Annotated in this window: 14 protein-coding genes; 2 read left to right on the forward strand and 12 right to left on the reverse strand. The window is 45.4% G+C overall.

Annotation, left to right across the window (positions count from 1 at the left end; genetic code table 11):
- A partial coding sequence (locus LRL21_RS17530) for an IS3 family transposase (protein WP_240415445.1) occupies positions 1 to 95 on the forward strand: 95 nt, incomplete at its 5' end.
- Between the two features lie 84 nt (positions 96 to 179).
- Here LRL21_RS17530 and LRL21_RS17535 read toward each other — a convergent pair.
- Entirely contained in the window at positions 180 to 1,244 is a 1,065-nt protein-coding gene (locus tag LRL21_RS17535) for an amidohydrolase family protein (protein WP_240417096.1), read from the reverse strand.
- Between the two features lie 128 nt (positions 1,245 to 1,372).
- Here LRL21_RS17535 and LRL21_RS46295 point away from each other — a divergent pair, with 128 nt between their 5' ends.
- Positions 1,373 to 2,158 carry a helix-turn-helix domain-containing protein gene (locus LRL21_RS46295; protein ID WP_240417097.1) on the forward strand — a complete coding sequence of 262 codons (786 nt, stop codon included), beginning with the start codon at positions 1,373 to 1,375 and terminating at the stop codon, positions 2,156 to 2,158.
- A 306-nt stretch (positions 2,159 to 2,464) separates the two neighbouring features.
- Here LRL21_RS46295 and LRL21_RS17545 read toward each other — a convergent pair whose 3' ends face one another.
- From LRL21_RS17545 to LRL21_RS17595, 11 genes are all read right to left on the reverse strand, one after another.
- Entirely contained in the window at positions 2,465 to 4,093 is a 1,629-nt protein-coding gene (locus LRL21_RS17545) for an extracellular solute-binding protein (protein WP_240417098.1), read from the reverse strand.
- Between the two features lie 59 nt (positions 4,094 to 4,152).
- The gene (locus tag LRL21_RS17550) at positions 4,153 to 5,010 is read right to left on the reverse strand and encodes a carbohydrate ABC transporter permease (RefSeq protein ID WP_240417099.1); all 858 of its coding nucleotides are present in this window, start codon (positions 5,008 to 5,010) and stop codon (positions 4,153 to 4,155) included.
- Between the two features lie 13 nt (positions 5,011 to 5,023).
- Positions 5,024 to 5,884, reverse strand: a complete 861-nt coding sequence (locus LRL21_RS17555) for an ABC transporter permease (protein WP_420832461.1) — start codon at positions 5,882 to 5,884, stop codon at positions 5,024 to 5,026.
- Positions 5,885 to 6,289: 405 nt separating this feature from the next.
- Positions 6,290 to 8,617, reverse strand: coding sequence for a helix-turn-helix domain-containing protein (locus tag LRL21_RS17560; RefSeq protein ID WP_240417100.1), 2,328 nt, complete (start codon positions 8,615 to 8,617; stop codon positions 6,290 to 6,292).
- 153 nt (positions 8,618 to 8,770) lie between these two features.
- Entirely contained in the window at positions 8,771 to 9,826 is a 1,056-nt protein-coding gene (locus tag LRL21_RS17565) for an amidohydrolase family protein (RefSeq protein ID WP_240417101.1), read from the reverse strand.
- Between the two features lie 154 nt (positions 9,827 to 9,980).
- Positions 9,981 to 11,555 carry an extracellular solute-binding protein gene (locus tag LRL21_RS17570; protein ID WP_240417102.1) on the reverse strand — a complete coding sequence of 525 codons (1,575 nt, stop codon included), beginning with the start codon at positions 11,553 to 11,555 and terminating at the stop codon, positions 9,981 to 9,983.
- 111 nt (positions 11,556 to 11,666) lie between these two features.
- Positions 11,667 to 12,530, reverse strand: coding sequence for a carbohydrate ABC transporter permease (locus LRL21_RS17575; RefSeq protein WP_240417103.1), 864 nt, complete (start codon positions 12,528 to 12,530; stop codon positions 11,667 to 11,669).
- A gap of 14 nt (positions 12,531 to 12,544) precedes the next feature.
- Positions 12,545 to 13,468 (reverse strand): ABC transporter permease, encoded by a 924-nt coding sequence (locus LRL21_RS17580; protein ID WP_240417104.1) that lies wholly within the window; start codon positions 13,466 to 13,468, stop codon positions 12,545 to 12,547.
- Between the two features lie 256 nt (positions 13,469 to 13,724).
- Complete coding sequence (locus LRL21_RS17585; RefSeq protein WP_240417105.1) at positions 13,725 to 16,055, reverse strand: helix-turn-helix domain-containing protein; 2,331 nt, start codon at positions 16,053 to 16,055, stop codon at positions 13,725 to 13,727.
- Between the two features lie 273 nt (positions 16,056 to 16,328).
- Positions 16,329 to 17,081 carry an amino acid ABC transporter ATP-binding protein gene (locus LRL21_RS17590; protein ID WP_240417106.1) on the reverse strand — a complete coding sequence of 251 codons (753 nt, stop codon included), beginning with the start codon at positions 17,079 to 17,081 and terminating at the stop codon, positions 16,329 to 16,331.
- A gap of 44 nt (positions 17,082 to 17,125) precedes the next feature.
- Positions 17,126 to 17,839, reverse strand: a complete 714-nt coding sequence (locus LRL21_RS17595; RefSeq protein ID WP_240417107.1) for an amino acid ABC transporter permease — start codon at positions 17,837 to 17,839, stop codon at positions 17,126 to 17,128.
- Between the last annotated feature and the right edge of the window lie 11 nt (positions 17,840 to 17,850).

A 17,850-nucleotide genomic window follows, 5' to 3' on the forward strand; every position in this document is an offset into this window, starting at 1 on the left:
GATATATCCAGTATTACAACCACAAACGCATAAAGGCAAAACTAAAGGGCATGAGCCCGGTACAATACCGGATTCACACCCATAAGGGAGCCTAATATATATTGTCTAACTTTTTGGGGTCACTTCACTCCTGTCCGGACGGTTCTATTGTTATACATACGTTTATTGTAGCGATAGAGTTACAATTTATATAATTTTTTGGCATTTTCGTAGAAAATCTTTTTTCTTGCTTCAAGGCTCAGACGTTTGAGAATCGCATCCGGGGCATCAAAGTCCCAATGGGGATAGTCGCTGGAAAACATCAAAATATTTTCCGCATCCATCATATCAAACAATCTGATCAAATCTTTGGGATTATCCGGCTCTTCAATCGGCTGTGTGGACAGGAAACAATGGTCGCGAATGTACTCACTTGGCAAACGTGTCAGCCATGGCACCTGGGCCCGCAAAGCTTTGTAATTTTTGTCCAGCCTCCACATCAGATGGGGCAGCCAGGCAACCCCACCCTCCAGCAGAACCATTTTCAAATTTGGAAATTTCACGAACACCCCTTCACAAACAGCGCTGGTCAATTGCGCCATAAACATTTGAGACAAATTCGTGTGCCATTCGATATATCGGGTAGGATAACCGGCTGAGGTTGGAGCGCCAGTACCCCCTGTACCTTCGGTTCCGGGATGTACAGCTATTGGCAGTCCATGCCGCTCGGCCGCCTCATAGATCGGATGATACATGCGATGCCCCAGCGGTTCGCGGGTTGCACTGGAAATAATAACCTCGATAATATCCGGGTGTCCGGCGATACGATCGATTTCACGCGCAGCGAGCAGAGGATCCCCTGTCGATACGACCATGGCCCCCTTGAATTTATCGCTCCGCGGAAGCCATTCTGCAATCAAATAATCGTTATACGCAGAAGCAATAGCTGCTGTAAAATCTGGATCATGTGTTGCTGAAATATTATAAAGAATACCGGTCAGAACGACATATTCCATTTTGTACTCTTCCAGCAGCTGTTCGAGCATATAATCCGGGTCCGATCCTTCCACCCCTCCATCTGGTGGCTTGGTGTCCTTGCGCATTCCACCGACTGGCGACCAGTACCCGCTCCCCATCATACCGATCCCCGAAGCAGCAACCCGAGTTTTCCAGGGCTCCGGTAAATAGGGAACCAGATCCTGCGGTTTTTTCAACTCATTATGCACGTCCACATCGATGACCTTCAATATCTCACTCACTTTCATTACCTCCCTTATGTCCTAAGTTTATTGTAATCAAAGAGACAAGGGACCACGATAAGTGATTCAACATTTTATTGAGAGATTCTCCGATTAATATGATAAAATGAAGTCATTGGGAGGGGAGCAGGCTCGTGAAAATAACATCGGTTTTATTTGATTCACAAATGGGCAAAAACTGGAGCATATCAAGGTCACCCACTAAACATGATATTTTACTGCTTGTTATCAATGGAAAAATCACTTATACCTTAGGAGATACCGTAATTCCTCTACAGCGTGGAGACGGTCTGTTTATATCAGCGGGTACTATGCGTTCTGCTGTCACGGACCCTATCGATCCCCATCAGATGTTTTCCGTTCACTTCAACGATTCTACGGAAATTGATATACCTCTGCTTGCTGGAGGAGACCACCGTTTTATTCGAACTATCAGCTTCGATTACCTGAAGCAGCGGTTTTCCTTGCTTTATGATTGCTGGATCGGGCAAATGCCGTGTTATGAAATTATTTCCAAAGGAATTATGCTGGAAATATTGGGGATCGTCCAACGGGAGCTGATGTCCAGACAGCATCCTTCCTCCAAGCAAAGCCTGGCTATGCACATTCAGCAATATATCGTCAAGCACTACCGGGAGCCGATTCGTCTCAAAGAGCTTGCTCAACACGTTGACCGGACTCCGAATTACATTTCGAGTGTTTTTAAAGAAGTAACAGGCCGCACACCGGTCGAATACCTGCATCAGGTGCGCATTACCGCTGCCCGCGAGATGCTGCTTAATACCGATATGACGATCAAGGAGATTTCCGATTATCTCGGTTATTGCGATCAAACTTACTTCAATTATATTTACAAAAAAAATATAGGCTATCCTCCTACATCTACGCCCAAGCGTGGCATGAAGCAGGCAGTGGAATAAATAGCAGCTGATAGAAAAACCCGGCCTGCGGCTAGGTCGTTGACTAAACCCATACGTTGGCGCGTTGGCGAGGACATAGGTATGGGGCTCCAGCCGTTGTTGAAGTCGTGTTCCGTGGATTAGACTAGGCGGTTGGAACACGACTTCAAAGACGGCCCGTAAACTTTACACCCCACACCCATGTCCTCTGTTCAGCTTTATTTGCTGTCTGCTACTTCTTAACCCAAGAAAGACCGTCCAGCAAGCTCGCCGGACGGTCTTTTCGTGTTCGCATTCGTTTACACCCGAAACTCCAAGTGAATAGGCTTATTTCCCATAAGTGCGCTTGTAGGCTGCATTGTACATTTTCAGCAGATCGTCTACGCCCTGTTTCTTCGACTGGTCAATAAATTCGGCAACGGTTTGATCATTGATCGGTGTTTTTCCAGTTACAAATTCGGTTAGCTTTTGATCAAAATATTTGTTGAGGTTGTTCAGCTTCGATTTTTCGATTTCCTGCTCATCCGCATTTTTAACGATCGATTTGGGTGCATCAATAATAAATTTGGCATAGGAAGCATTGATTTCCTTGTTTTTGGCGTCCAAGCCTCTTTCCCATGCAGCACGCGCTATCGCGTTATTGATCGAGACGTTGGGAAACCACACGCCCCAATCACGGCGCAATGGAACATAGGGACTGGTACCGAACTCTTCCATATATCTGGGCTTGCCATCTACCAGCTTATAGGTTTTGTTCAAGATGCCGAGCGACATTAAATTCGTGCCTTCCTCGCTGTATAAATAATCCATAAATTTGATCGCCGCATCTTTGTCTTTGACATTAGCTGATATCGCAAGGCCGCTTGTACCGACGGCAGGCCGTGCGTACTGATAATTTTTGACGCCCTCGGCAGCAAATTGCGGGATGACATTCATATCAAAATCTTTATTGTTGGCGTTGGCTTTGCGGGCCTTTTCAATTAACGGGTCCATGTCAGCCTTCCAGAAGTAGGTCACCATCGATTTGCCCGTCAGCAGCCGCTCCTCCCACTGTGCTGTAGTCAACAGCGCGAATTCCGGTTCGAGCAGCTTCTCGGCATACAGCTTATTCATGTACACCAACGAATCCTTGAATCCTTTATGATACCCGGCGAACTCATATTGACCGCCGCTTCCTGGTGTTTCGTTAATGAATCCTTCGACGCCCGTGAACGCTCTTAAGAATACCGTAAAGATCCCGGTCAGGTTAGGGCTGCTGACAGGTGTGCGAAATGTGAGCGGATACGAATCCGGATGTTTTTCTTTCAACGCTTTCAGATATTGGTAGAATTCATCTACAGTAGTCGGCGCCTTCAAGCCGTATTTGTCCTGCAAATCCTTGCGAACGTACCAGGCGTAGTTAAAGCCTTTGGTGCTGGGGTCACTTTCTAATACAGGCATGGTGTAATATCCGCCATTCGCTGCGGTTGCTTGAGCCTTCGCTTCCGGGTTATTGTCAAAAAACTTCTTGATATTCGGTGCTTTGTCCAAATAATCTTTTAAATTCAGGAACACCTTCTCCGGTCCAAAATCTCTTCCGTCCTGATTAGGCACAAGTATAAAGTCGGTGACCGTATTCGTCGCAATCATTATTTTTCTTTTTTCCGGGAGTGCTTCCTCGCTGATCACCTGAAAATCAATTTTGACGCCCGTTTTCTTCTCAATTTCCTTGAAGGTTTCCCAATCCTGCTTAACCGGTCCCTCCACGCGATTAGCTGCCAGCCATGTGAACGTTACCGCTTTAGGCTGCTGGCTCGCCGCCGGGGCTGGCGTTGTCGCTGCTGGCGGCGCCGTTGTGCCGCCTGTATCCTTTGCTGGCGCTGAAGTGCCAGCAATGGGTCCCCCGCTGCTACAGCCGGCAATCATGCCGCCAAACATAATAGCTGTAAGTGTCGCTGCATATGCTCTCTTTTTCACCCTAATACCTCCCTTAATGTTCATGTATAGGAACAGATTCCAGAGGAATCTATGGCTATCTAGCCTTTCACGCCGCCAATCATGCTGCCCTGCACAAAATATTTTTGGATAAAGGGATACACGCACAGGATCGGCAATGTCGCGATTACGATCAATGCATATTTTAACGATTCGATATAGCTTTGATCCCCTTCACCCTGCGGGTTATTGCCGGCTATAAGGACACTGCGGAGCATAATCTGCAGCGGATGCATCTTGCCGTTATTCAAGTACAGCAGTGCATCAAAAAAAGCATTCCACTGATTGACGGCTGTAAATAATCCGATCGTCATCATAACCGGCAGCGATAAAGGTACAACGACTCTCAGCAGCACCTGCATGGAGCCGCAGCCGTCCATAATCGCCGCATCCTCAATCTCCTCCGGCAGCCCTTCAAAAAACGTCCTCATAATGAACAGATGCCAGGTGCTAATCAAGGATGGCAGCACGATAGCCCAAATCGTATCCAACATATTTAATTGCTTGACAAGGAGAAATGTTGGAATCAGTCCCCCATTGAACACCAGAGTAAACGCGGCCAGAATCAGGATCCATTTTCTACCAATCAACCACCTTTTGGCCAAGGGATACGCCATAGCCGAGGTTGCTATTAAAGTAAGAACGGTTTGCACCACGGTATAACGAATCGTGTTCCAATAGCTGATCCACAGGTTTTCATCAACGATAATTTTTTCATAAGCACCAAAATTGATGCCTTTGGGCCACAGCAGAACCTGTCCGCTGGCAACCATCGCATTATCACTGATCGAGGCCGCAAATACAAACACCATCGGATATAACATGATCATAATGACGACTACCATGATCAGCGTATTGACAATATCAAACAGCTTGAAGCCCAAGCCTTTTCGTTTCATGCTGCCCCTCCCTCTACCATAAGCTGGTCTGCGAATATTTTTTGACAAGCCGATTGGCCGTAACGACTAATGTAAAGCCAATCACCGATTGAAACAAACCTACAGCTGAGGCGAAGCTGAAGTCAGCATTCAATACCCCTCTTCGATAGACGAAAGTATTGATCACATCGGACGTTTCGTAGTTCATCGGATTATAGAGCAGCAATATTTTTTGAAACCCGATCTCCATAAAGTGACCGAGACTGAGTACAAATAAAATCGTCATGACCGGAATCATCCCAATCAACGTAATATGACGTATTTGCTGTAGACGATTGGCCCCATCCATTCGGGCCGCTTCATACAAAGCGGGATCGATGCCAGCAATAGCCGCCAAATAGAGGATCGTGCCCCAACCGACCTTTTGCCATATTTCCGAACTGATATATATGGTTCTGAACCATTCGGGCAAGCCCAGAAACATCGTCGGCTCGATGCCAAACGCTTTATGCAGCAATATATTGACGATACCGGTAGAAGGCGACAAAAAGATGACCAGAATACCGGCGATCACCACGGTTGACAGGAAATGCGGCATGTAGCTGATGCTTTGTACGATTCGTTTGAATGTTTTATTTTTGATCTCGTGAAGCAGCAAGGCCAGAGTAACCGGAGTCGGAAAATGAAACAACAAATCGTAAATATTCAATAACACGGTATTGCGAATCAGCTTCCACGAATCAGGCGTATTATAAAAAAACTCAACAAAATGCGCCAGTCCGACAAACTTGCTCCCCAGCATGCCTTTTCCGATTGAATAGTTCTGAAACGCAATAATAACTCCGTACATCGGCACATATTTGAAAACAATATAATAGATGATGCCTGGGAGCATTAATAAATATAAGGCTTTATGCTTCATTAAATAACGTTTGGCGCGTAAGCGCTTTCCAGTTGTGATTTGAGAAGCGATGCGCTCACTCGTTTCTTCATTAACTCCGCTATTGGCTGACAAAGCACCCTCACTCCTTTTGATTACATTTCACTCGGTACTTGGTAATGCATGCTCCTGACCTAAAGATAGGTGCTTTGGCATCAGGCGTAAAGCGTGCATTTTTGTGCTATGTAGCCATTTATGTATTGTGCCCGTCTTCTATCCTATTCCAAGCTTCCCGCAAAAATAGCGACACATACAATTATAGCTACGTATAATAAGCCTGCCGATGCCGCTCAATGCCAAAGACCCGCTCCCTGTCATTATGACAGTGAAACGGGCCGCTTGGAGTGATATGTCATTGTGTTATTGATGATGAATCGTTCGATATTTGCCGGGAGTAATGCCTTCATATTTGCAAAAGGTTCGGATGAATGAAGTCCGTCCCAAATACCCGACTTTTTCAGAAATGACGTCGATAGTCATGTCGGTCTCAAGCAAATATCTTTTGGACATCATCAAGCGATGCTTTGTAATATATTCCACGTATTTTTCTCCAACTGTTTCCTTGAAGGTCCGGCTAAAATGGCTTACCGACATGTTTAATTGCTGGGCAAATTTCTCCACAGATAGTTCTTCTCCGTAATGTTGGTGAATATAGTCCAATATTTGTGCAAATTGCGCACTCCGGTCGCTGGGCTCCACCAATGGAAACATAATCGTATGGATATGCTCGAAGCATTGCTTGATTTCATCCCAGGTCGCACAGCGATTCAGCTTCTCAAACAAGCTATAGTAAAAAGGAATGTTCAAGTCTTTACGTTCCGTCTCAACGGCCCGGATCCATGTATTCAACACGTCCGAGCATAATCCCTTTACCTGATAAGCGCTTGCATTTTTCACGACTGCCATATCCAACAGGTCGAAGACCGATTTCAGCAGCTTGGCATAATTCCGTGATTTGTATATATTAATAATCCGATTGACTTCGTCACTAGATAAAAAGCTGTCAAGCTGCGTTCGATCTTCCCACGCATTCTCTTCACTTAAAATCTCGACTCTGGAGTGAAGGCTTTTATGCTGCAGCATGGCCAGGGCTGAATCATAGGACAAGTACAGCTCACCGATATCGTGAACTTTTTTCCCGACTCCAATCGCAGCTTTAAAATACGGATTAAATTGCTGAAGAATCAGCGATACAACCTCTGATACCTCTTTAGGGCCGATATGTAAAAAAAGTGAATGCTGGACCACACACGCCAGCATATCCGGCTTTGTCTGGCACAGCCAGACGGTTCCTGATGCTGATTTGAGAATGCGTTCCTTTAATTCCACCATCATAAACGTTTTGGACGTTTCCGAAATTTGCTCAAGCACCCACGAATAGTACTGGATTTCAATACACAGAACGGTTCGTGCCACATTCCGCTCGTAAACAAAATCGATTTCTCTGGCATATAATTCGATCGATAAATTGTCGCGATATTCGCCGGACAGCATTTTCGCTATAAAATCCTCTTGTACAATCGGAGACATCCCGCTCACCAATTCAGACAGTTCTTTATTCTCGGATATTAATAGCTTCGAGAACTGCTTAATAAAATCGTAGTCATTTCCTTTTTGCTGTACAGGCACAACCGATTTACGGAGGTGCGACGTCAATCCACTTTTGATTTCGAGGATCGGCTTGTATAACCTTTTGCTTAAATAATAAGAGACCAACCCGCCGAGAACCAGAAAAAAACCGAGAAATACAAGGTTAAACATCCGAATCCTGTGCGCTGGCTTCAATAAGGTTTCGAGATCGATCAGGCTGACATAATACCACGCGTCATTAAAGCGGGATTTCACATATGATAACGCTTGCAGCTGGTCGTCTGAATACAGCGCTCCTTCGGAATGAGAACGGGCTGCGTCAAGCAGCTTTTGCGGATTAACAATGGATTCACCAGCCCCGGTAATCACGTTACCCGTCACATCAACAATAGCGGTCCCTGCAACCCACTTCTCCTGAATACGAATATGCTTGCTAAGCTCACCCAGCTTCATGTTGACGATCAGATACACATCAGGATGATCACTATTGAACGGATAGCTCATCACTGCCGAAATGCTGGAGCTCGACGATACAATATCATTCGTGAACAGTATTTTTTGATGTAAAGTATATGGCTTTGTAAAATGCATCATTTTTTTACCGGAAAAGTTGTTCAGATATTCTTTCTTATCCTGATCGCTGACCGGATAAAAGTATTGAAAAAAATTTTCTTTGCTTGTCTCTGTGTTAAATCCTATAACCATGTCGTATTTGGCAAAATAAAAATAAGCGTTTGAGATAATATCGCCCGTATCCAGCGTATTTAACTGATCCATCAGATAATGGGTAATTTCATAATAGTCGGGGTCTTTGACAGGCTCATCGAACAGCTTCATAGCGCTTTTAAGGTTAGAGGTACCCAGGAGATTAATCATATTAGCCTGAAGAGAAGAAAAGGCGGTATCGGTTTGGGTGGAGAAGTTGCGGATCGTGATGTTATTCGAATTCTCTGCCTCCTGCTCGATCAGCTTGACTACGAACACATAAGTAAATGTACTGGCTATAATAACGGGAATGAGAAAGAGAATAAAATAGCTTGCAAAAAACTGCCAAAACAACGCTATATTAAACGAGCGGGGGCCAAAAAACCGATTCACCTATCACACCAATCCCCTTCCAATTATTTGTATATGTCTATTTTCACACATCTGCTTAGGGGTTGGCAAGGTACGAAATTAAATAAACATTCCCCGTGATAGACGTCACAATCCGCAGGGAATGTTGGATTCGAGCTATAGTTGGAATCACATTTAAAGGTTATACAGCTTTCTGGCATTTTCGTAAAAGATTTTATGGCGTGCATCGGGATTCAGACGCTTCAATATTTCCATCGGGGCATCATTATCCCAATGCGGATAGTCACTGGAGAAAACAATGAAGTTTTCAGCGTCAATCATATTGAACAAATCGATTAGATGGTTCGGATTGTCGGGCTCCTCAATCGGTTGAGTAGAAAAGTAGCAATGATCGCGGATATATTCGCTGGGCAGCCTCTTTAACCAAGGAACCTGAGCCCTCAATGCTTTATAGTTTTTATCCAACCGCCACATCAGATGAGGCAGCCAAGCCAGTCCACCCTCCAGCATGACAAATTTTAATTCAGGAAACTTCTCAAATACACCTTCGCATACGAGACTTATCGTATGGGCCATATAGTTTTGTGATAAACCGGTATGCCATTCCAGATAACGAGTCGGGATGCCCGCCGCTGAAGCATAGGTTCCCCCCGAGCCTTCTGCTCCGGGATGTATGGACATTGGAAGGCCGTTGCGTACGGCCGCTTCATAGATCGGGTGAAATTGACGCTGACCTAGTCCTGCACGTTGGGCACTGCCCATGAGAACCTCCACGATGTCAGGATGTCCCCCAACCCGATCAATCTCCCTGGCAGCCAGCAGCGGGTCCTGACCAGCAACCAGCATCGCCCCTTTAAACGACTTATGAACCGGCAGCCATTCCTTAATCAAATAATCATTGTATGCCGTACAAATAGCCGCCGCATAGTCAGGGTCGGGATTCACACATATATTCATCGCGTCACCCGTCAGGATCGCAAATTCGATATGATTCGGTTCGACCAAATTCTCTACCAAAAATTCAGGGTCGGAAGCAGCCGGCCCACCGGTTGGAGGCATACAGTCCTTGCGGAACACACCTATGGGCGACCATATTCCATGCCAGGGATTTCCAATACCGCTGCTTGCAACACGTGATTTCCATGGCTCGGGCAAATATTCAACAAGGTCTGTCGGGGTTCTAAACGTGTTATGCACATCGGTATCAATGACTTTCTGCACTGAACTCATTTTCTAAAAGCCCCCTTACATTTGATACATCCATTGTAAAATGCAGGGTATTGATTTGCGATTAATAATACTACGTTATATTCAGTAATTCTACGATTTCAGGAAAAACCCCCTATCCGCGGATAAGGGGTTGGTTTAGAGGAGCTATATTTGCTTATTTGCCGCCATACGTCCGTTTATAGGCCGTGTTGTACATAGTAAGAATTTCATCCAAGCCGAGTTTTTTTGTCTGGTCTATAAACTCTTTAATGGTATCATCATTGACCGGTGTCTTTCCGACAACAAACTCCGCCATTTTTTGGTCCATGTATTTGTCCAGATTACTCAGCTTCGATTTTTCAAGCTCCTGCTCTTCTTTAGTTTTTGCATAACCTCTTGGGGCTGGTACGATAATCGGTTCATAGGCCTCATTAACCTTCTTGGTCCTTGGGTTCAAAGCACTTTCCCAAGCTAACCGTGCAAGCGCAAAGTCGGAGCCAATACCAGGAAACCAAACACCGTAATCCTTGCGAAGTCCGTTAAATGGAGATGTGCCAAATGACTCCAGGTAGCGCGGTTTTCCATCCACCATCTGGTAGGTTTTACCTTCAATCCCCAATGAAAGCAGCTTCTTGCCTTCATCACCTATCAAAAAGTCAAGTAATTTGACTGCTGCTTCTTTATCTTTAACCTTATTGGAAAGGGCAATCCCGTTGGCGTTAACGACTGAACGAGCGAATTGATAGTTTTTCACATTCGGAGCAGTGACCTGCATGAAACCTTCCATAGTATAATCTGCATTCCCACTTGCTTTGCGTGCCTTTTCAGCAATGTCTTCAATGTCCGCTTTCCAGACAAACGTAACGAACGATTTATTAGAAATTAGCCGCTCATCATACTGAGCACGAGTTAACAACGAATATTCGGGATCCAGCAGCTTTTCGCTATACAATTTGTTCAAATATTGCAAGGTTTCCTTGAATCCTTTTTGATATCCAGCGAATGTATAGGTATCGTTATCAGGATTCAGATTGATGAGTCCCTGAATGCCGGTAAACGCTCTCAGGAACACCGTATACAGTCCCATCTTCTTCTCTGTAGCAGGCGGGAACATGGTTAATGGATAAGAATCTGGATTTTGCTGTTTAAGTGCCTTTAAAACCTGATAAAACTCATCCATATTGGTCGGAACCTTCAGTCCATATTTATCCAATAAATCCTTACGTAAATACCAGGCATGGTCAAATCCTTTGCCTCCAATATAGGAATCCAGATTCGGCACGGTGTAAATTCCACCATCTGCTGCGGTTGCAAGTGCTTTTGCCTCCGGATTTTCTTCAAAATATTTCTTAATGTTAGGTGCTTTGTCCAAGTACGTTTTCAGGTTCAGGAATACGCCTTCAGGACCTTGCTCGCGCCCTTCCTGATTGGTGATGTGCATAATATCAGGTACAGAGTTTGTAGCGATCAGAATTTTTTTCTTCTCTTCTAACGATGTAGCAGGTACAGCCTGAAACTCAATTTTGGCACCCGTTTTTTTCTCAATTTCCTTGAAAATTTCCCAATCCTGGCGAATCGGCCCTTCAATACGATCCCCAACCAGCCAGGTATAAGTAGCCGGTTTGATCGCACTGGTCCCCCCTTCCCCTGCTGCCGCAGGCTTGTCCCCACCACTGCTGCATCCCGCTGCGACTCCCGTAAGCATTACTGAGGTAAGTGCCATCGCTATTGTTCTTTGTTTGTGCTTCATTACTTGAACCTCCCAATTATCGTTCGTTAACTTGTTTGTATATAGTAACAGATGAACAAGCCATCTGCAGCTACCAACATTAACCTGAATTCAGCTGCATTCCAGCAGAGACTAACCTTTTACGCCGCCGATCATGCTGCCTTGTGTAAAGTATTTCTGCAAGAATGGATATACACACAGGATGGGCAGTGTCGCAACCACGATCAAAGCGTATTTGACCGTTTCCATCGTTTGCAGATCGCCTTCACCTTGCGCCGGATTGAGTCCCGCAATCAAATAATTACGAATCATAATTTGCAGCGGATACATCGTGTTATCACTTAAATAAATAAGTGCATCGAAAAATGCATTCCACTGGCCAACTGCTGTAAACAAACCAATAGTCGCCATCACCGGCATGGAAAGTGGAATGACAATACGCAGCAGCACCTGAAAAGACCCACAGCCATCCATTGTAGCCGCATCCTCAATTTCTTCGGGAAGCGCTTCGAAGAATGTACGCATAATGAACAAATGCCATGTACTGATTAATGATGGGAGCACGATAGCCCAGATCGAATTTAACAAATCAAGCTGCTTGACGACGATAAAGGTCGGGATTAATCCACCATTAAACAGCATCGTGAAAGCGGCCATAAGTAATATCGTTTTCCGTAAAGGCAGCCATTTCTTGGCGAGCGGATACGCCATAGCTGAGGTTGCCAGCAGCGTCAGCACCGTATGAACAACGGTAAACCTGATTGTATTCCAGTAGCTGATCCACAGCTGCTTATCTCCAAATATTCGCTCATAGGCGGCAAAGGTCAGTGACTTAGGCCAAAGAAAAACCTTACCTCCGGCTACCATCGCATTATCACTAATTGACGCCGAGAATACATACACCATCGGATAAAGCATAATGATGATAAGGAAAACCATGAAAATCATACTAATCGCATCAAATAGGGTTGATGCCAAGCTTTGTTTCAAGCGCATGCTAATCCTCCTTTCTACCACAGACTGGTCTCGGAATATTTACGGGCAGCACGATTGGCGATGACGACCAGAATGAGGCCGATAGCCGATTGGAACAATCCGACGGCCGAAGCAAAGCTGAAATCGGCATCGAGAATCCCTCTTCTATACACAAAGGTGTTAATAACATCGGCAGTTTCATAATTTAGTGGGTTATACAACAATATGATTTTGTGGAAGCCTATTTCCATAAAATGACCCAGATTGAGTACAAACAAAATGACCATAACCGGAATCATGCCAACAAAAGTAATATGGCGAATTTGATGATACCGGTTAGCGCCGTCCATCTTGGCTGCTTCATACAAGGCCGGATCTACTCCGGCGATGGTTGCCAGATACAGAATCGTTCCCCAGCCAATCTTTTGCCAAATCTCGGAGCCTACATAAATCGTTCGGAACCATTCGGGAATCCCCAGAAACATAATCGGTTCCGTACCCAGCCACTTTAATGCAAAGTTAACAATACCGGTCGTCGGTGACAGAAAAATAACGAGTATGCCTGCGATAACGACCGTTGATAAGAAGTGCGGCATGTAGCTGATCGTCTGCACGAACCGTCTGAAATATTTGTTCTTAAGCTCATTAAACAGCAGTGCCAATATAATGGGAGCCGGAAAGTGAAACAACAGGTCATAGGAGTTGAGCAGCACTGTATTGCGAATCAGCTTCCAAGAATCCGGCGTATTGACGAAAAACTCCACGAAGTGCTTCATACCAACAAACTTGCTTCCAAAAACCCCCTTTCCCATGGAATAATCCTGAAATGCAATGACTACCCCGTACATAGGCACATACTTGAAAATAATGTAATACAATATACCCGGCAGCATGAGCAGATACAGCGCCTTATGCTTCCTTGCTGTCTGCCAACCAGCTTTCCATTTACTTACCACCATCTCATCACGCTCCTGATGTTATCCAATCGGTTCCCGCGTGTTCCGCAAATCTTGCTATGATCTGTATCACACCGTTAACGCATAGCCACAGCATACGGATTATGCGAACAGCTGTAAATCGCGCATTTTTTCGTATCGGCTTTTTTTGTCTGACAGTAAGGCTATACAAAAAAAGCCAGCCCAATGGCCGACTTTTCTGCATGTTTATTAACGTTAAAGGCGCTTCCGCAAAAAAAGCTCATCTTACAAAAAACGCCTATTTTACATTTCTGTACTTGCCCGGTGTGATCCCTTCGTACTTGCGGAACATTCGGATAAATGCATTGCTGCCCAGATAACCCACCCGCTCCGCAATCTCTTCAATTTTCATATCGGTTTCATTGAGCAGCTTCTTGGCCATGGATAATCGATACTTCGTTATATATTCCATATATTTCTCACCGACAGCTTCCTTGAACGTCCGGCTAAAGTGGCTTACCGACATATTCATCGTACCGGCAAACCATTCTATCGATAGCTCCTCCTGATAATGCTCGTTAATGTATTGCACCACTTCCGCAAACTGATCGCTTCGATTCATGGAGAACGAAGCCTTAAACAGCAGGGAATGTATATGTTCGAAATGCTGCTTAAGCTCATCCCATGTCTGGCATCTGTTCAACGATTCGAATAACCCCGAATATAATGAGATGTTAAAATCATTGCGCCCAATTTCTACGGAACGAATCCATGTATTGAGCACATCCGCGCACAAGCTTTTCATCTGCATCGCGCCTGCCTGCTTGCGTTGTCCCAATTCCAGCAGGTAAAGTACGGATTGCAGCAGCCGTTCATACTCTTGTGCCTTGTACATATTCGCAATACGGTTCACTTCCTCGGACGACAGGAAACTGTCCATCTGGGCCCGATCCTCCCAAGCATCGTCCTCGCTGCAGATTTCGACCTCTGCATTCAGACTTTTTTGCTTTAGCATAGCCAGACCGTATTGATAGGAGCTATGAAGTTCGCTTATTTCCTGTACGGTCCTGCCGATCCCGATCGTCGATTTGAAATAAGTCATATAAGGCTCCAGCACCTGCTTGATCTGCCGGGCTATCTCTGCTGCATCGGAGGAATTGTCCAGATCATGATGCCATACACAGGCCAGTACATCTGCTCTTGTTTGGCTTAGCCACATTTGATCGGAAATCTGCTTCCCGATTTTCTCCTTCAGTTCAACTAGCAGGAACGACTTCGATGTCTCGGACAGCTGCTCCAGCACATGTGCATAGTAATGATATTCAATAACCAGCACCGTACGCGCAGCTTTAATTTCACAAGGAAAGGCGATCTCTTTGGAATAATAATCAATCGACAGGTTATCTCTGTACTCACCTAACAGGATCTGGGTAATAAAGTCCTCCTGCACGATAGGAAGCGCCCCTTTAACCCATTGGGACATCTCCTTATGCTCGGATATGAGCAATTTGGAAAACCGTTTAATCATATCGAAGTCATTGCCATCCTGCACAATCTCGACTCCATCAGGCGGAATAAAGGATTGGTGAGCTTGCAAACGATTGCGAATTTCCAGGATCGGGGTATACAGACGCCGACTCAAATAATAAGACACGAAGGCTCCAACCAGAAGAAAAAACAATACAAAACCGATGCTCAAAATACGCAGCGTCTCGGCAGGCTTCAAAAGCGTTTTCAAATCAACCCAGCTGATATAATACCAGGAGGAATCATATTCCGATCTGACAAATGAAACGGCCTGTTGGTCATTGTAAGCAGAAAAGGCTCCTTCCGACTTGGTGAGGATAACCTCATTCAAGGTGTTCAGGTTCAGCTCTGCTGTATCCGATTGGCTGATCACACTTCCGTCAGTATGTATGATCGCAGTCCGGGAAATCCATTTTTCCTGTGTCTGGATCAACCGCTCCAGCTTTTCCTTCTGAAAATGAACCTCAAAGTACACCTCGGGATTATCGGAGTTGAACGGATAACTCATAATAACCGAAACGTTGGAACCACGTGTTTGATTGTCGCCTAAAACATTATTTCTAAGATTGGCAGGATACGGACCGGTGAAACGCATCATTTGTTTACCCTTAAATTGAGCGATCAGCTTCGATGATTCCAATTCATCCAGAGAGTAATAATTTTTGAAATAAAATGATTTGTTCGTATAAATATTATTATCGATCACCAGATCGGCATTTGCGAAATAAAGGAAAGCACCTGACACCAGCGGCTCTGTGATGACGGAGGTTACCTGTGTCATCATCGCGTAAATCATCTCGGTTTGTTCCATATTGAGCTGGGACTTACCGGCATACTTCAGAATGCTTTTCATATTGGACGAGCTTAATAAATTGATCATATCCACTTGAAGCGAATGAAAGCTCGCGTCGGCTTGACGGGCATTGTTCTTCATAACGATGTAGCTCGATTGCTCTGCTTCCTTCTGGATCAGACTAACGACAAAAAGATTTGTAACCGCGCTTGCCAGAATGGCAGGAATAAGAATAAGCATAAAATATTTGGTAAAAAACTTCCAAAAAAGCTTATTATTGAACGATTTGAGCTTGAAGAGCAAGGACATCCGTGTTGTCATCCCTTCCTGAGTGAAGAACCCGTTGAACTATATTGCGGCGTCCGCCTTCTAATTATAACTTCAATTATTGAAAAGCGCGATTGGTAATCATACGGATTTTTGAAGGATTCTCCGATTTTGGACATACAGATTACACATCTTGAACCTAAAAAACCACCTCAAATGAAGCCTCCGGCTTCCACTTGGGCGGTGGGGGGAGGGAGGCTTCCTGACGTGGTTTATTTGAAGCTTCTGTGATTAGGCAGATTTATTTCTGCCCTATTAAATGGAGTAGTTCAGCTCCGGTCGTATCCGCTTGAGGAATTGCTTGGTCCGTTCCTCCTTCGGATCGCTGAACAGCTCATTCGGCTTGCCTTCCTCGACAATGACGCCTTCATCCATAAACACAACATGGTTTGCAACGTCCTGCGCAAAGCCCATCTCATGAGTTACGATGATCATCGTAATTCCTTCCTTGGCAATTTTGCGAATGACTGACAGCACCTCGCCTACCAGCTCCGGGTCGAGCGCTGAGGTCGGCTCATCAAACAAAATCACCTCTGGGTTAAGCGCCAACGCTCGGGCGATGCCTACCCGCTGCTGCTGACCGCCGGATAATTGCGACGGATAAGCGTCCAGCTTGTGTTCAAGCCCTACTTTTTTCAACAGCTCGACGCTTAAATCTCTGGCCGCTTCCTTAGGAAGCTTCTTTACGACCAATAGCCCTTCCATGACATTCTCCAGCGCAGTTTTATGCTTGAACAGATTATACTGCTGGAACACCATGGCCGACCTTTGGCGAAGCTGATGGATCTCCTTCTTGCCTGCACGCTTGCAGTCGATAGCGAAATCGCCGATGGTGATGCTGCCCTCGTCCGGCTTTTCAAGATAGTTCAAGCATCGCAGCAGGGTGGTTTTACCCGAACCGCTGGGTCCAAGAATAGCGACGACCTCACCCTTGTGCACGGTTAAATCGATGCCCTTCAGCACCTGGTTGCGGCCAAAGGATTTTTTGATTTTTGACATTTGAATCATGCTGCGCCACCTCGGTTATAGAATCCAAACATCTGGCTTGCTGCTTACGCGGCCACTCTCTTTTCATGGCGGCTGTATCGGGTCTCCAGCCATACAAAGAGCCTTTCGCAGATCCAGCAAATAACCCAATAAATAATAGAAGCATCAAAGTACATTTCCAGGTATCGATAACCGTCACCGGCGACGATTTTGGCTTGAGCCATCACCTCGATAACCTTGATTGCAAAAGCAAGCGAGGTGCCTTTAATCAGATTAATAAAAATATTTCCCAAGTTCGGAAGTGCAACGGCAAATGCCTGCGGAGCCACAATTCTTATTAGTCCTTGGGATGTCGTCATCCCGATTGAATACGCAGCCTCCATCTGACCCGAATCCGTAGTGAGCAGCGCTCCGCGGATGACCTCCGACTGGTAGGCGGCAGAGTTGATCGTAAACGCGAGTAGTGCAATAGCGAGAGGCGACAATTCCTGAAGAGACAAATGCCAGCCCCACTCCCGGTTCAAGGTATCCACAAGGAGCGGTGTACCATAGAACACTACATAAAGCTGCACCAACAAGGGAGTCCCCCGGATGAAGGAGACATACAATGCGCCCAGCCTATCCAGCACAGGTACTTTATAGATCCTGCACAGAGCGATGATCAGTCCGATAATCGTACCCAGCAGCATCGAGATAACTGCCACAATAAGCATGGAGGGTACACCCTTCAGAACCTCCGGGAATTTCTCGATAGCGAAGGCCAAGCTAAATTCAGCCAATGCAGCTCCCC

The sequence above is a fragment of the Paenibacillus periandrae genome, from assembly GCF_022458865.1.
Taxonomy (GTDB): domain Bacteria; phylum Bacillota; class Bacilli; order Paenibacillales; family NBRC-103111; genus Paenibacillus_S; species Paenibacillus_S periandrae.

What these genes read in the sequence shown, in the direction of transcription:
- LRL21_RS17535 (WP_240417096.1), bottom strand. Translation starts at nt 1,244, where the DNA reads ATGAAAGTGAGTGAGATATTGAAGGTCATCGATGTGGACGTGCATAAT.
- LRL21_RS17550 (WP_240417099.1), bottom strand. Translation starts at nt 5,010, where the DNA reads ATGAAACGAAAAGGCTTGGGCTTCAAGCTGTTTGATATTGTCAATACG.
- LRL21_RS17555 (WP_420832461.1), bottom strand. Translation starts at nt 5,884, where the DNA reads ATGCTCCCAGGCATCATCTATTATATTGTTTTCAAATATGTGCCGATG.
- LRL21_RS17565 (WP_240417101.1), bottom strand. Translation starts at nt 9,826, where the DNA reads ATGAGTTCAGTGCAGAAAGTCATTGATACCGATGTGCATAACACGTTT.
- LRL21_RS17570 (WP_240417102.1), bottom strand. Translation starts at nt 11,555, where the DNA reads ATGAAGCACAAACAAAGAACAATAGCGATGGCACTTACCTCAGTAATG.
- LRL21_RS17575 (WP_240417103.1), bottom strand. Translation starts at nt 12,530, where the DNA reads ATGCGCTTGAAACAAAGCTTGGCATCAACCCTATTTGATGCGATTAGT.
- LRL21_RS17580 (WP_240417104.1), bottom strand. Translation starts at nt 13,468, where the DNA reads ATGGTGGTAAGTAAATGGAAAGCTGGTTGGCAGACAGCAAGGAAGCAT.
- LRL21_RS17585 (WP_240417105.1), bottom strand. Translation starts at nt 16,055, where the DNA reads ATGTCCTTGCTCTTCAAGCTCAAATCGTTCAATAATAAGCTTTTTTGG.
- LRL21_RS17590 (WP_240417106.1), bottom strand. Translation starts at nt 17,081, where the DNA reads ATGATTCAAATGTCAAAAATCAAAAAATCCTTTGGCCGCAACCAGGTG.